The sequence below is a fragment of the Mesorhizobium sp. M0140 genome, from assembly GCF_040322475.1.
Taxonomy (GTDB): Bacteria; Pseudomonadota; Alphaproteobacteria; order Rhizobiales; family Rhizobiaceae; genus Mesorhizobium.
On the sequence record NZ_JAMYTM010000013.1, the window covers coordinates 123,945 to 138,214 of the forward strand.

Genomic DNA, 14,270 nt, shown 5'->3' on the forward strand with positions numbered 1-14,270 from the left:
GGGTGATCGCCTTCGCCTGACAGATTTCTAAAAAATTCCATTTTTGCCTGGAACCAACCGGCTATTGGCGCGTTTGGTGGGGTTCGATCGAGCGCATTGCGGTCGACCGGGAGGAAACGATGGATCAATTGCATTTCTTTTCGCCCGTGCGGATTTCGCGCGGGCAGGGACACCCTTTGGAAGAAATCGATAGTGTTGCCGAAGCCATGATGTTCTTGCGGAAATGGCCGACGGGACGGCGCGGTCCGGTTTATCAGTGCGCGCTGAATTGTTGCTCGGCCGCCTTGTCGGGCCAGATGTCGGCCGAGGAAGCAAGGAAAGCGTTCACCGGCTTTGCCCGCATCACGCGTCTTCTCGATGACGACATGGCGTTGCCGGTGCCCGGCGAAAGCAAGGCAAGCATACACGCGTTGCGGCGATAGGCTGTTGTCCTGACGGTCCCCACAAGGTCCCGCGCTGCAGCGGGCCGGGCTCTCGTTGTGCAATGCGCTCGGATGGCGCGTCGAAAGTTCGTCCTGTATGGCACACTTCACAGCGGACGGTCGTCGATCATGCTTACTTCAGTCACGAGCTTGCGGCGAAGCGCCATCGTGTAGTCGTCTGGCCCCTTCGGCGTCATGACGAAGGCCTGGGAACCGCCAATGACCGATTCTGCAAAATAGGATGCCAGAGGTTCGTCGGGACTCTCATCCTCCGTCGGGATGGCGATGGCATTGATCGTATATCCCTTGGCTATGGCGTTCGACCTGCTCGGTTGGACGGGAAGCCCGTCGTTGTTCTCGCCGTTGGAGGAGATATCGATGACTTTCTTGGCTGCCTTTCCCGGAAACTGGTCGAGCAGGAGACTGCCGATGTCGATAGCCGAGGAAACGGATGTTCCGCCTCGCCCTCTGCGGATGAAGCCGGTATCGCCTTTCCTGCTGATCACCGCAGCCGCCGCTTTGGCATCTTCCAGTCCGCAGATGCTTGTCCACGGCAGCACGATGCGCGCGTGTCCGGGGCTCGACCATTCAAAGTAGGCAATGCCGATGCAGCCAACGTAATTCCGGCTGATGGCGGCGATGATCTCTGGCGAGGTGAGTGCCGCGGCATGTCCCTCGCGTTGCATATCGGCGATCTTTGGATCGATTGACGACGAGAAATCGACCGCGAACACGATAGCGACGTCAACGTTCGCGGCATGGGCAGAGATCGCCCAAAACATCGAAGCTGCGACTATTCCTGTCACTCTCGAGATTGAACTGACCGGCGTCAGAATGCCCCAACCTTTCGTCCGTACCCGTTCACGAAAGGATAGGGGGCCGGCGTCCTGATGATATACACTGCCAAACATGTCATTCTCCATCTCGACATCCGGTCGTTTCAAAAAGCGAGCTCAACATGTGGAAATTTGGCGGGGCGCCTTGGCACCCACCCCGAACAGCAGCAGATCGGCCTTGGTCCACAAAAGATAACAGCCGAGCAAGGTCAGTGGCATGGCGAGTGCCGCGAAGGACCCGCCCGACCAGACCTCCGGCAGAGCTCGGCCGAGGGCGACGGTCGTCGCCAGCATTGCCGGCAACCGGCTGGCGAGCACCGCACTGCGGAACGGATCGGGCCAAGCGGCCGGCCACATCGGAATTGGCGTGCCGGGCCTGTGGAAGGTGCTGCCGAATTTGCCCAGGGCATGGAGCAGGCCAGAGGTCGCCGCAAGCAATGGATCGCCGAGCAGCAACAGGGCAATACCGAGTCCGATCGCACCCAGACCCGACAGGAAGTCGCCCAGACGGTTGAGGGTGGGATCGGGAGCATCCGGCCTTGCCCAGGCCCGGTGATAGGCCTCGCCGCCCCAGAAGAAGACCAGGGTGGTCAAGGTCAGCGCAACAGTGCCATGGCTGCCGGCGAAATATTCGATCACCGCCATGGTGACGCTGCTTCCCTCATGCAAGCCGACCGGCGCGGTAGCAATCTGGATCGCGAGACCGACAATGAGGCCGAGCGCGTTACCGCTGTTGTAATAGCCGCCCGGTCCCTTCATGCGGGCGCGAAGCGCCGAAACCAAATGTGCGATAGGAAGAAGGATCGTCCGCGCGTCCATCACTGCGCCCCCACGACAAGTCCTGCCGCCATCGGCAAGGCCACCGCCGCCTGGCTGATCGACGCCACTGGCCCCGTGTCGGGCGGCAGCCGGGGCCGGAATAGGTTTCGCATCACCGGCAAGGGTCATCACATTCCTCCACTGGACCTGAATTGTTGGGGTGACGATCGCCTGCCCAATTTGCGGCGGCAGCTGCAAAGGCAGGGGCCCCGTCGGAGGGTTGAACCGAAGCGGTTCGCAAGGACGTGCGTGCCTGCGGCGCTCGGTTCGACAGTGCCACGGACAGGATCGCACCCAGAATGATGGCGGCACCCAATGCGCTCGCGGACGAGCTCCGCTCGCCGAGAAAGATCGCCGCGCCCAGCGCCCCGAAAACGCTTTCTGCGCTGACGATCACGGCGGCGTGGCTGGCCGGCGTAAAGCGGAGGGCAACCGTCTGTATGCCGAAGGCAATCGCAGTGGAGAACACGCCGAGGATCGCCAGTTCCGGGCCGGCTGCGAATGCGGCGGCCAACGACAGATTGCCTTGCATTGCGCCGAGCGGCAGGGCGAAGGCTGCGGCGCCGAAGAACTGTGTCGCGGCTGCGGTGAACGGCCGCGCATGCACCTGCATGTGCCGGCCCAGCTCGACTGCCCAGAGCGCATAGCAGGCAGCCGAGAGGACAGCGGTGAGATCGCCACTGCTGAACCCGGCAATCCCATCCGACAACAGCAGTGCGCCAACAACGGTCAGCCCGGCGGCGACCGTGAGACTCGCTGTCGGACGCTCGCCTGCGAGAAACCAGGCGGCTAGCGGTGTCATTACCGTTGCCGTGCTGACCAGGAAGCTGGCATTGGTGACGGAGGCACTGATATAGCAAAGCTGCTGGAGCGTGATGGAGATGGCAAACAGCGCGCCCACCTTGGCCAAGCTGGAAAAATAGTCCGGCCCGAGCGAAAGCCGCCTCTCCATCAAGACAAAGGGCAGCACAAGCAGCCCGCCGATCAGGCAGCGCAGACCCACCGCACTCAGCGCGTCGAGATGCACAAGCACCATCTTTTGCGAGACATTGCCGAAGCCCCACAAAGCGGCTGCGAATAGCAGCAGCAAATTGGCTCTTGTCCTGGACACGCGTCCCCCTCGAACCAAGCCTTTCGTTGACTTGGTCACTTTAATTTAGCAAAGCCTAAACAGCCTGCCGTTACGGCAGCGCTTGAGCGCGAAGGCCGACTGTTGCGAAGCGTTAGTTTTGAGTTAGGATTTCGTCAGGCTGGGATAGCAAATGCAAAGTGAGGACAGGGGCGCTGCAAATAGAATCTCACTCTTCGGCGGTTTCCGGATTGAAAATGAAACGGCCGGTCCGCTTCGGCTGACCGGGAAACGAGGGCCGGCAATCATCGCCTATCTGGCCCGGTGTCCGGGCATGGCGGCGACGCGGGAGAGGCTGGCTGACCTCCTATGGGGCGACAGTGACGGCGAACATTCGCGCAACAGCCTTCGGCAAGCCCTCAGTGTCCTGCGCCAGGATCTGGCGCGAGAAGGGGTGGATCTCATCCATTCCAGCGGTGAGCTGATCGCCCTGAGGCCAGAGGCCTTTCAAATCGACGTGGAGAAGTTCGAAACGGGTCTCTCGGCCCGTTCCGCTCAGGACCTCGCGAAGGCCTTGGCGAACTACACCGGGCCCTTCCTCGACGGGCTTTATCTGGGAAGCAATGCGTTCGATGACTGGATCACATCGGAACGCGACAGGCTGCTTAGCCGTGCGCTTGAGTCCTTCGAAAAGCTGGCCCGTCTCGTCGACCCCGATGCAGGGCTGATCCTAGCCGATCGTATTTTGGCCATGGAACCGACACGGGAAGAATCCTATCGGCTCAAGATGGAATTGCTCCTTGCATGTGGCCAACGCGACAGGGCAATCAGGACATACGAAGCTTGCAGAAGCATGCTGAAGAAGGAGTTCGGCGTCGAAGCAGGCCCTGAAACGCGGGCGCTTTGGCAATCTCTGTTGCTTGCCGCCGACGACGCCTCAAATGTGCAGTCGACAAGTGGTGTTCCGGCCAGCCAGCGCCTTGGGCGCCCGTCCATCAGCGTTGCCGACTTCGTCAATCTGACCGGAAAGCAAGGCGACGACTTTTTCGCCAAGGGACTTGTCCAGGACATCACGACGGCCCTCTCCGAAGTGGCCGACTATGTCGTGCTCGCCGCGCTTCCGCCCGAGAAGAGCGGCCCGGGCGAAGAAGCCAAGACGCCAGGGATACTCCGGGCGCGATATATGCTCAGCGGCAGCGTCCAGAGATCCGGCAATGGGTTGAGGGTGAATATCCAGCTCGTCGACGCCGCCGGCGGCCACCACGTCTGGGCCCAGAAATTCGACGGCCACTCCGAAAACGCGCTCGAATTCCAGGACAGGATCGCACAGTCTGTTGTTCTTGCCGTGATCCTCGAACTTCAACTGACCAACTGGAAGGTTCGAGACAAAAGCCCGCCGGGTACCCCTGAAGTGCGCAGGCTGGTCAACGAAGCCCTCATGAAATATTTTGAGATGACTCGGGACTCGCTTTTGGTGGGGGTAGAGCTTGCCGAGAAGGCTTTCTCGATAGGTCCCGACAACGCCCGTGCAAAGCGGACGCTCTCGATCGTAATATCCATGGGCGTGGCGTTTGGCGCGCTGCCTCGGGAGCGTGGGGTGATCGAGCGTGCGGTCGAACTCGCGGAAGCCGCGGTGCGGGCGGTACCGGACGATGAAATTGCCCGATGTATCTTGTCGTTCGCTCTCGAAAGTTGCGGTCGTATCGACGAGGCGATCGCCGAATGCCGCCACGCGATCAGCCTCAACCCAAGCTACCCGACTGGCCACGGCGATATTTCGATGCTCTTTGCGTTGCGCGGGCAGGTCGACGAAGCGGTGCGCGAGGCCAACGAAGCAATCCGGCTCGGAACGCACGATGTGATCGACTTCTGGCGCCACCACGGCCTGGTTGTGGCGCTCTTCGCTGGCGGAGACAACCAGCGGGCGCTCGAAGCCGCCCGCAAAGTGGTCAGGACAAAGCCGGGCTTCGTTCGCGGTGCCCTTTATTGGGCCGCGACCGCGTCGGCCACCGGGAACAACGAAGAAGCGTCCCGAGCCATCCACCATTGCCTGTCACAACTTCCGCATCTCAATCTGAGCAATGTCTGCCCTGGCTTTGTGCCGCGCTATGTGAAGGATCATCACCATTCCCGGTTCCTTGAGATGCTGTCGAGGGCTGGCCTTCCCAGTTCCTAGCCACATCTTTGGCGCAGACACCATCATACGAAACTGGAGGGTTCCATCCTCCGCCCAGGCATCGAAAGCAGATGACGCGTTGGCAATTCCGGCCAGGTCGACCTATAAGCTACCCCTGCGATTGAGCTAGTCGCGCCGCACGCCGTCGCGCCAGCCAGTCATCCGCCGAATTTGCGGCTTGGCCTATCATGGCACGTGATAGAGTTCATACGATACGATTTAACCTATTGAAGTTACTAAATATGCAAGAGTATCAAAGGTTTAGGATAGCCATAGCCCCGATGATGGACTGGACGGACCGGCATTGCCGGTTCTTCCACCGCCAGTTGACGAGCCATGCACTGCTTTACACCGAGATGGTGGTGGCCGACGCGGTCATTCACGGCGCGCGCGAGCGGCTGCTCGGCTTCGATGCGACGGAACATCCGGTCGCGCTGCAGCTCGGCGGCTCTGATCGTGAAAAGCTCGCCGAGGCTGCCCGCATCGGCGAGGCTTTTGGCTATGACGAGATCAACCTCAATGTCGGCTGTCCGTCGGACCGCGTTCAGTCGGGCACGTTCGGCGCCTGCCTGATGAAGGTGCCGGACCTCGTCGCCGGCTGCGTCGCAGCGATGAAGGCGGCGGTGACAATTCCCGTCACCGTCAAATGCCGCATCGGCGTCGACGAGCAGGACCCGGAACCAGCCCTCGATGCGCTGGCGGATGGGGTTTTCGATGCCGGCGCCGACGCGTTGTGGGTGCATGCACGCAAGGCGTGGCTGGAAGGGCTGAGTCCCAAGGAAAACCGAGACATCCCGCCGCTCGATTACAGCAGAGTCTATCGACTGAAGGCAAAAAAGAACAACAAATTCATAGGCATAAATGGTGGAATTCAGTCGATTGAAGAGGCCCAGGCGCATCTCGGTCACGTCGACGGCGCCATGCTTGGCCGCGCCGCCTACCACACGCCCGGCATTCTGGCCGGCGTCGATGCCGCTTTCTACGGCGTCCAGTCCGAGCCGTTCGATTTTGCCGCGCTGATCGATACCATGGCGGACTATGCGGCACGCCATATCGAGCAGGGTGGCCGGCTTGGCCATGTCACCCGCCATATGGTCGGACTGTTCCATGGCCTGCCCGGTGCGCGCCGCTACCGGCAGATCCTGTCCACCGACGCGACAAAACCCGGCGCCGGCCCGGACGTGCTGAAGACGGCTTTCGCGGCCGTCGAGTTCGGTGGAGCAGCAGCCGAAGCGGCTTGAGTTTTGGGGATCAATCCCTGAGGATCATGCGGTCGCCGCGCACGTCAAAACCCGACAATGAACCGATGAAGTTCATGCCGAGCAGGCTCTGGCTGAGCATGCCGGGTGCGGCGATCATCACCGACATATCCCTGCGCATGATGCCGCCGATCGCAATCTGATCGGTTTTCACGGCCGCGGCGCGTGCCATGCCGTTAGCGGTCGAAACCGGTATGGTGTAGTTGAGCGCGGCCGGATTGAATCCGGCGGCCTGCGCATCCTGTGACGTCAGCACGGTGCTGGTTGCACCCGTATCCACCACGGCCCGGACCGGGTTGCCGTTGACCAGGATGCGCGCTTCGAAATGGCCGTTGTCGGCCTTGTCGAGCGTCACCGTGGCGTGACCGTCTTCGACGCCGAGCGCAAGCGGGCTGCCGGGAACAAGGCCCGCGGTCACCCGGCTGGCGACATCCTGCAACTCATAGCGATATTGGTAGCCAGCGATCAGCGCGAGTGCGATCGCCGCCCAGGCGCCGAGGTTGCGGGCCATGGCGCCCAGGGGCCGGCCCGAGCGAAGCAGGCCGGCGCCGACAAGGGCGCCAAAGGCGCCGAGCCAGATCAGTCGGCTGAAATCGTTGTTCTCGACGCCGAGCGTGCTGCCGGCGGAATCGTTGAGCATGAGCAGGACTGCTCCCACCCCGATCGCGGCCATCAAGATCCAGAACAACCGGCTCATCCGCACCTCACGATAGCGCGTCGCGTTCGCGCGTCATGCGGGTGCGGCGCGTTTCCCGGCGCGGCCGGCGCTCGACCGTTTCCAGCCGGGCCGGCAATTGCGCCATGACGCTGCGGCGCGTTTCCGTCGTCATCCCGATCCAGGCGCCGATTTCCTCGCGCGTGCGGCCGCAACCGAAACAGAAGCCGGTTTTCATGTCGATCGAACAGACCAGGATGCACGGGGATTCGATGACCGTCATGACTTTCTCTTGGGCTTCCATCCGGAATCCCTTGTTCCACCTCCACATGGTGCAACGGCAAAGCCAATGCAAGCCCTCGCGATTGCGCCCTTCGGGGCCGGCTTTGCGTCAAATGCAGGCCCATCATCCCGGAGGTTGTGCCAACCTCGCAAGGCGGCTATGCCGCTCACCAACTCCAGGGAATGATCGACAACAAGATGACCAGCGCACTGCCTTTCGACGATTTTCGCAACCTGTTGGCCAATCTGCCGACGGCCGACACGGCAGCCGAGACCCGCGTGCGCATGCTGTTTGCCAAGGCCGACAAACCAGGCAATTCGCTTGGCCGTATCGAGGACATCGCCGCCTGGCTGGCAGCCTGGAGCGGGCGGGCCCCGCCCGCGGTGACAAGACCGCTGATGGCGGTCTTTGCCGGCAATCACGGCGTCACGCGCCACGGCATTTCGCCACGGCCGGTGGCGGCGACCGCCAATGCGGTCGAGCTTTGCGCCGCCGGAGGTGCCGCGATCAACCAGATCTGCATCGCCAACGACCTCGGACTGAAGGTCTTCGATCTCGCCCTGCACATCCCGACCGCCGACATCACCGAGGATGCCGCGCTCGACGAGCGCGGCTGTGCCGCCACCATGGCCTTCGGCATGGAAGCGATCGCCGGCGGGACCGATCTTTTGTGCCTGGGCGATCTCGGCGTCGGCAACTCCACCGTCGCCGCCGCCCTGTTTACGGCGCTGTTCGGGGGCAGGGGCTTCGACTGGGTCGGCGCGGGGTCGGGCGCCGATGCGGCGATGCAGGCACGCAAGGCCGACGTGGTCGATGCGGCGCTGGCTTTTCATGGCGGCCATCTCGGCGACCCGCTCGAGGCGCTGCGCCGGGTCGGCGGCCGTGAATTCGCGGCGATCGCCGGCGCCATCCTTGCCGCGCGCATGCAGAAGATCCCGCTGCTGCTCGACGGATTGGCCGCCACGGCAGCCGCAGCGGTACTGCATGGCGTCAATCCCGCCGCGCTCGATCATTGCCTTCTGGCCAGCCTGTCGCCAGAGACCGCGCATGCACGCGCCGCCCAAAGGCTCGGCCTGCGCCCGTTGCTTGATCTGGGCATCAGCCATGGCGAAGGGGCAGGGGCCGCCCTTGCCGCGGGTCTGGTCAAGGCCGCCGCGCTGACCAGTTCGGGCATGGCAGCTGCGGTACGCGGCTAGAGTCTTGCCGGATTACCGTCGTCGAGCCGCCACCGCCGCCGTCGGCAGCGCGGGCAGTTCCTCCATCACCCGGCTCAGCGGGAAGATGGCGATCGCCTCGGTGCCTTCGCGCAGCTTGGAATGAAGCTCGAACTCGCCGCCATGCATGGCGAGCAGCCCTTGCACGATCGGCAGGCCAAGCCCGGTGCCTTGCTCGGCGCTCTTGATCGCGATCGAGCCCTGGCCGAAGGCGGAAAGCACGATCGGGATCTCGTCTTCCGGTATGCCCGGACCGTTGTCCTTGATCGAAATGTATTGTCCGCCGCCCGCCGTCCAACCAACGCGGACACGGATTTCACCGCCGGTGGCGGTGAACTTGATCGCATTCGACAGAAGGTTGAGCGTGATCTGTCGCACCGCACGTTCATCAGCGAAAAGGCGCGGCAGTTCGTGCTCGAAATCCTGGACGACCCGGATATCCTTGTTGCGCGCCCTCAACTCCATCATGTGACAGCAGTCCTCGACGATACCAAGCAGCATCACCGGTTCTTCGTTGAGCTGGTAGCGGCCGGCCTCGATGCGCGACAGGTCGAGGATCTCGTTGATCAGATCGAGCAGATGCTGGCCGGATTCGTGCACGTCATGGGCGTAGTCGCGATAGGTGGGATTGCTCATCGGCCCCAGCACCTCGTTCGACATCACCTCGGAAAAACCGAGAATGGCGTTGAGCGGCGTGCGCAATTCGTGGCTCATCGAAGCGAGGAACCGCGATTTCGCCAGATTGGCGTCCTCGGCCCGCCGCCGCGCCTCGTCCGACATCGATTTCGCCGTCTCCAGTTCGGCGATCAGCGCATCCTTTTCGGAGCGGAACGACAACATCATCAGGGACGAATGGTTGAGATGCCGGGCCACATAGGCGAAGAACGGCAGCGACATGACCAGCAGCGCGGCCATGATCGCCTCGACCGGCATCCATAGCTTGGCGCCGGCATAAGCGTAGAGCGCCACGGGAACGGCAAAGGTGGCCAACAGCGCCCCGCGCAGAGACGAGGTCATCACCGCGGTCGCCGCCATGGCGAACAACAGCACCACGGCCTTGACGATGTGGAACGGATCGACCTCGCAGACGCTGCAGCCAAGCCACACAAACCATGCCCAGCCGAGACCGCAAAGGAAATGGCCGATCAGGAATTCCCGTCGTGCTTGCGAAGGGTTGAGGTCGGAAGCTTCCGTGCGCTCGATGCGCCGCGCCATGAAGGCAACGATGGTGTAGCAGGTCAGGGCGAACAGCGCCCAGAGCCCGATCTCGTTGCCGATTCCGGCCAGCCGGCCGGCCGCCGCGATCGACAGGACAAGAAGCGGGATGGCGATGGCGCCGCTGGTCATCGCGCGGGCATGCAGCTTCAACAGTTCGCGATCGAAATCGGGATTGCCGGCCTGCTGCGAAAGACGGTCACGCGTCTTGCGCACCGCGCGCGCCACATCGCTGTTGCGATGAGGTTTCCTGCGGTCCACAATGAACTTGTCCGCTGTGTTCGAGCGTTGCAAGGGCATCAAAACTTCAATTTATGCGAGCAGCGGTTTCCAAGTGTTAAGCTACGTTCGAATGATTAACCAACCGTTTGCCATATGAGCCGCCCGTGGTCGCCAAGACCGCGCCGGCGATACGTTGCGCGCCCCAGAAGCCTGTGGCGCCGGCTGGTGGATTACGGGCTTGCCGTCATCATCCTCGGACTGCTGATCCTGCTGGCGGCCCGCCTCGACCGGGTCGAGACACGCAAAACGCAAGGCGTGGCAATCATCAACGACGGCGATTCGATCACGCTTGGCACCGAGCGTATCCGCATGCGCGGCATCGATGCTCCAGAATATACGCAGACCTGCCGCAAGAACGGCGCGGACTATTCCTGCGGCACGCTTGCGCGTCAGTCGCTCGTTCGCCTGATCGCCGGCAAGCCCGTCTCTTGTACCGGCTGGCAGCGTGATCGTTATGGCCGGCTGCTCGGCGACTGCACCGCCGGCGGCAAGAATCTCAACCGCGCGCAGGTCGAGGCCGGCTGGGCGGTTGCCTATGGCGACTTCGAGAGCGAGGAGGCCGTCGCCCGGGCGGGAAAGGCCGGCATCTGGGCGGGAACGTTCGATCAGCCGCAGAACTGGCGAGACAGCCATCACGGGGAAGTCGTCGAGAAGAAGCACGGCACACTGGCCTCGATCGGCGATGCCGTGCGCGAGATTTTTCGCTTCTGGTGATACGCGTCCTGGAACTGGAACCGAGAACGAACAGGAGGATGGAATGAAACTCTTCGACGGGGGCCGGGCGCCCAATCCACGGCGGGTCCGCGTTTTCCTGGCCGAGAAAGGCATCGAGGTTCCGCAGGTGCCCATCGACATGGGGGCGCTCGAACACAGGCAACAGGCGGTCAGCTCGCGCAATCCCTTGCAACGCCTGCCGGTGCTGGAACTCGACGACGGCACCGTCATCACGGAATCCGTCGCCATCTGCCGTTATTTCGAGGAACTGCATCCCGAACCGGCCCTGTTCGGGCGCGGCGCACTCGGCAAGGCGCAGGTCGAGATGTGGCAGCGACGGATGGAATTCAATTTGCTCAGTTGCGTCACGCAGGCTTTCCGGCACATCCATCCGGCCATGAAGGAATGGGAAATCCCGCAGGTCCCCGAATGGGGTGAGGCCAATAAGCCGAAGGCCGTGGCGTTCCTCAGGCTTCTGGACGGCGAACTGGGCAGCCGAAAGTTCATCGCCGGTGACAGCTATTCGATCGCCGACATCACCGGCCTGATCGCCGTCGACTTCATGAAGCCGGCACGCATCAAGGTGCCGGATGACTGCGCGAATGTGTTGCGCTGGCATCAGGCCGTCTCCAGCCGGCCGAGCGCATCAGCCTGAGAATGACTGTTGAACTCGAAAACCTCGTCGCCAGGGTCCGCGCCTGCCGTATCTGCGTGGAAAATCCGGCCGGCAAGCCGTTGCCGCATGAGCCACGACCAGTACTGCGCCCTTCGTCCAGCGCCCGTATCCTGATCGCCAGCCAGGCGCCCGGCACCAAGGTACATCTGTCTGGCATGCCGTTCACCGACGCCTCCGGCGACCGCCTGCGCAGTTGGCTTGGCGTGACGAGCGACGAATTCTACGACATCGAAAAATTCGCCATCGTCCCGATGGGCTTCTGCTTTCCCGGCCAGGATGCCAAGGGGGGAGATCTGCCGCCGAGGCGCGAATGCGCGGCGGCCTGGCGCGCGCCTTTGATGGCCTCGATGCCACGGATCGATCTGGTGCTGACGATCGGGATCTATGCGCAGTCCTGGCACATGGGTGCGGCGCGCCGGCCCTCCCTGACCGAAACGGTCATGGATTGGCGCTCCATCTGGGAGAATTCCGTCGGTCCGAAAGTGCTGCCGCTGCCGCATCCCTCGTGGCGCAACACCGGCTGGCTGAAGAAGAATCCATGGTTTGAAATGGATTTGCTGCCTTTTCTGCGTTCGGAAATCCGATATCGCCTCGGCTGACCTTACAGCAAGAAATCACTCGCTTTTCCGTCAATTGGCAGAATTTCTTTCTTGTGAAAGGTCGGAATAAGGGGGAGTATAGCCAATCTATTCCCCTGGGGAGCAAAATATGGACCGCCTCGATAGAAAAATTCTCCGTCTTTTGCAGGAGGACGCGACACTCGCGGTCGCCGACGTCGCCAAGAAAGTCGGGCTGTCGACAACACCTTGCTGGCGGCGCATCCAGAAGCTCGAGGAGGAAGGCGTCATCAAGCGGCGCGTTGCCATTCTCGACCATGAAAAGGTCAATGTGCGCGTCACCGTCTTCGTGTCGATCCGCACCAATTCGCACAGCCATGAATGGCTGCGGCGTTTCTCGGAAGTCATCCAGGAGTTTCCCGAGGTGGTCGAGTTCTACCGCATGAGCGGTGACGTCGATTATCTGCTGCGGGTCGTGGTTCCAGACATCGCCGCCTATGACGCCTTCTACAAGCGGCTGATCGCCAAGATCGAAATCCGTGACGTGTCGTCGTCCTTCGCCATGGAGCAGATCAAGTACACGACCGAAATCCCGCTCGACTACATGGTGCTGGACAAGGAATCGGGTGCCAACGCCGCCTGAGCTGCAGCAGGTTGTCCTGCTTAGTTCTTCTTTTTGTTGAGGAAACTCCAGGGCGAATTGACCGGCAGGGTGACGGTGTCCGGTACGCTGCCGACGGCGACCACGTCTGCCTTGCGGACGCTGTAGCCAGACTGGATGACGCTGACGCCGTCGAGGATGAACAGCTGGCTCTTCTCCATGTCCGGCTTCAGCGCGCCGGTGACCGCGACCGGCTGATAGGCCTCGGAGATTTTGTAGGGACGTGCCGGCGTGACCAGCACGATCTGGTTGGGGGGCGGCGTTGGCATGTGGCTGCACGCACCCGTCCACGGCACCAGCAGGAACTGATAGACAAGATCGCCGTCGCGATCGACCGGCAATGCGTAGCCGGCTAGCTGAATGCTTTTGTCCTGCAGGTTGAGGGACAGCGTCTCGCCATGGTCGGGCAATTTTGCCGCGATCATCGGCAGCCCGACGTTTTCGGCGGCGGATTGCGTAGCCGGACGCAGATCCTTCCAGAATATGTGCGCGGTCTCGGCCGAGGCATCGGTGGCCGCGGACACAAACAATACCGCTGCGAAGGCCAGGATTGATTTGGGAGGATTGCTCATTGGCCGCGTCCCTTTGAAGCTCAAGTAAAGACGCCGCTGTCAACGACGTCAACGCTCCCGCCGCATCACATGTCGGCAGCCGCATCACATGTCGGCAGCCACTTCACATGTCGGCGAGATCCAGACATGCCGGAAAGCGGATTTCCGCGCCGTCAGCCTTTCCTGGCGACGATCCGCGCGAGCGTCTTGGCATTGGACAGCTCCCTTACGGCGTCCTTGCCGATCCAGCGCGCCGTCTTGTCTGCCGACTGCGCCAATCGTTCGGCGACAGCCAGGGCAGCGCCGTGCATGTCCATTGATCGTTTGCCGATCGACCGAAGCGCCCAGTTCACGGCTTTCTTCACGAAATTGCGGCTGTCGTTGGCATGCGTTTCGATGATCGGCAGGAAGGCGAGGAAGGTCGTCTCCGGCTCCTTCTTCCGGTGGACGACAGACCAGGCCATCATGGCAAAGGCCGTGCGCCGAACGAATTCCCGCTCGTCCGCCGCGAACTCGGCGATCAGTTCTTTCCAGGCGTCCGTGTCGACAAAGAGGTCGGAGACGCCGTCGACGATGTCCCAGGAGTCGAAGCTGGCCGCCCATCGTCTTGCATCTTCAGCAGAAAACCGTTTCGGGTCAGCCGTGACGGAGGCGATGAACTGCGCCTCCATGATGCCGGTGTCCCATAGCTCGAAGGCGCGCTCGTGGTTGCGTCTGATCTTCCTGGCGATCTGCCGCTGCATGCCGTGCGAGATACCAAGCGCACGGTCGATCTTGATGCCGTAGCGCAACATGCCGAGGCGGTTCTCCTCCGACCCGATAGCGCGAAGATGGGCGACGATTTCCGCGGCTGTGGATTGAGGTGAGAGCTCTGCCACGGC

16 protein-coding genes are annotated in these 14,270 nt (G+C 62.3%); 8 read left to right on the top strand and 8 right to left on the bottom strand.

Going from position 1 to position 14,270, the window contains the following annotated elements; all coding sequences use genetic code 11:
• The first annotated feature begins 119 nt into the window (after positions 1 to 119).
• Entirely contained in the window at positions 120 to 422 is a 303-nt protein-coding gene (locus tag NKJ37_RS15650; protein WP_023813931.1) for a DUF982 domain-containing protein, read from the top strand.
• A gap of 107 nt (positions 423 to 529) precedes the next feature.
• Here NKJ37_RS15650 and NKJ37_RS15655 read toward each other — a convergent pair whose 3' ends face one another.
• Genes NKJ37_RS15655 through NKJ37_RS15665 form a run of 3 tightly spaced genes read right to left on the bottom strand, consistent with a single transcriptional unit; the run spans position 530 to position 3,188 of the window.
• The gene (locus NKJ37_RS15655) at positions 530 to 1,345 is read right to left on the bottom strand and encodes a DUF1194 domain-containing protein (RefSeq protein WP_502900177.1); all 816 of its coding nucleotides are present in this window, start codon (positions 1,343 to 1,345) and stop codon (positions 530 to 532) included.
• A gap of 30 nt (positions 1,346 to 1,375) precedes the next feature.
• The gene (locus NKJ37_RS15660; protein ID WP_245273307.1) at positions 1,376 to 2,206 is read right to left on the bottom strand and encodes a hypothetical protein; all 831 of its coding nucleotides are present in this window, start codon (positions 2,204 to 2,206) and stop codon (positions 1,376 to 1,378) included.
• Positions 2,190 to 3,188, bottom strand: coding sequence for a DMT family transporter (locus NKJ37_RS15665; RefSeq protein ID WP_023813935.1), 999 nt, complete (start codon positions 3,186 to 3,188; stop codon positions 2,190 to 2,192). Before NKJ37_RS15665 ends, NKJ37_RS15660 begins: the two co-directional genes overlap by 17 nt.
• A gap of 151 nt (positions 3,189 to 3,339) precedes the next feature.
• On the opposite strand from NKJ37_RS15665, the gene NKJ37_RS15670 reads away from it, so the two are divergent.
• A complete protein-coding gene (locus NKJ37_RS15670) occupies positions 3,340 to 5,322 on the top strand; it encodes a BTAD domain-containing putative transcriptional regulator (RefSeq protein WP_352612257.1) in 1,983 nt (660 codons plus the stop codon).
• Between the two features lie 242 nt (positions 5,323 to 5,564).
• Complete coding sequence (gene dusA / locus NKJ37_RS15675) at positions 5,565 to 6,563, top strand: tRNA dihydrouridine(20/20a) synthase DusA (RefSeq protein WP_023813937.1); 999 nt, start codon at positions 5,565 to 5,567, stop codon at positions 6,561 to 6,563.
• A 10-nt stretch (positions 6,564 to 6,573) separates the two neighbouring features.
• Here the strand turns inward: dusA and NKJ37_RS15680 are convergent, their stop codons facing one another.
• Together NKJ37_RS15680 and NKJ37_RS15685 are read right to left on the bottom strand one after the other, a co-directional pair.
• Entirely contained in the window at positions 6,574 to 7,278 is a 705-nt protein-coding gene (locus tag NKJ37_RS15680) for a TIGR02281 family clan AA aspartic protease (RefSeq protein ID WP_023813938.1), read from the bottom strand.
• Positions 7,279 to 7,285: 7 nt separating this feature from the next.
• The gene (locus NKJ37_RS15685; RefSeq protein ID WP_352442418.1) at positions 7,286 to 7,519 is read right to left on the bottom strand and encodes a DUF1289 domain-containing protein; all 234 of its coding nucleotides are present in this window, start codon (positions 7,517 to 7,519) and stop codon (positions 7,286 to 7,288) included.
• A 197-nt stretch (positions 7,520 to 7,716) separates the two neighbouring features.
• Between NKJ37_RS15685 and NKJ37_RS15690 the strand changes: the two genes are divergently transcribed.
• Complete coding sequence (locus NKJ37_RS15690) at positions 7,717 to 8,715, top strand: nicotinate-nucleotide--dimethylbenzimidazole phosphoribosyltransferase (RefSeq protein WP_352774300.1); 999 nt, start codon at positions 7,717 to 7,719, stop codon at positions 8,713 to 8,715.
• A 12-nt stretch (positions 8,716 to 8,727) separates the two neighbouring features.
• On the opposite strand, the gene NKJ37_RS15695 is transcribed toward NKJ37_RS15690, so the two are convergent.
• Positions 8,728 to 10,248 (bottom strand): sensor histidine kinase, encoded by a 1,521-nt coding sequence (locus tag NKJ37_RS15695; protein ID WP_352442420.1) that lies wholly within the window; start codon positions 10,246 to 10,248, stop codon positions 8,728 to 8,730.
• Between the two features lie 75 nt (positions 10,249 to 10,323).
• On the opposite strand from NKJ37_RS15695, the gene NKJ37_RS15700 reads away from it, so the two are divergent.
• The 4 genes from NKJ37_RS15700 to NKJ37_RS15715 all read left to right on the top strand — a co-directional run bounded on the left by NKJ37_RS15700 (position 10,324) and on the right by NKJ37_RS15715 (position 12,820).
• Positions 10,324 to 10,944, top strand: a complete 621-nt coding sequence (locus NKJ37_RS15700; RefSeq protein ID WP_352552225.1) for a thermonuclease family protein — start codon at positions 10,324 to 10,326, stop codon at positions 10,942 to 10,944.
• 43 nt (positions 10,945 to 10,987) lie between these two features.
• Positions 10,988 to 11,599 carry a glutathione S-transferase gene (locus NKJ37_RS15705; RefSeq protein WP_352774277.1) on the top strand — a complete coding sequence of 204 codons (612 nt, stop codon included), beginning with the start codon at positions 10,988 to 10,990 and terminating at the stop codon, positions 11,597 to 11,599.
• On the top strand, positions 11,539 to 12,219 hold the full coding sequence (locus tag NKJ37_RS15710) for a uracil-DNA glycosylase family protein (RefSeq protein ID WP_128303649.1): 681 nt from the start codon (positions 11,539 to 11,541) through the stop codon (positions 12,217 to 12,219). Before NKJ37_RS15705 ends, NKJ37_RS15710 begins: the two co-directional genes overlap by 61 nt.
• A 109-nt stretch (positions 12,220 to 12,328) precedes the next feature.
• Entirely contained in the window at positions 12,329 to 12,820 is a 492-nt protein-coding gene (locus NKJ37_RS15715) for an Lrp/AsnC family transcriptional regulator (protein WP_006205209.1), read from the top strand.
• Between the two features lie 20 nt (positions 12,821 to 12,840).
• On the opposite strand, the gene NKJ37_RS15720 is transcribed toward NKJ37_RS15715, so the two are convergent.
• Together NKJ37_RS15720 and NKJ37_RS15725 are read right to left on the bottom strand one after the other, a co-directional pair.
• Positions 12,841 to 13,410, bottom strand: a complete 570-nt coding sequence (locus NKJ37_RS15720; RefSeq protein WP_352774278.1) for a DUF3299 domain-containing protein — start codon at positions 13,408 to 13,410, stop codon at positions 12,841 to 12,843.
• 152 nt (positions 13,411 to 13,562) lie between these two features.
• Positions 13,563 to 14,267 carry a DNA alkylation repair protein gene (locus tag NKJ37_RS15725; RefSeq protein WP_352442422.1) on the bottom strand — a complete coding sequence of 235 codons (705 nt, stop codon included), beginning with the start codon at positions 14,265 to 14,267 and terminating at the stop codon, positions 13,563 to 13,565.
• Between the last annotated feature and the right edge of the window lie 3 nt (positions 14,268 to 14,270).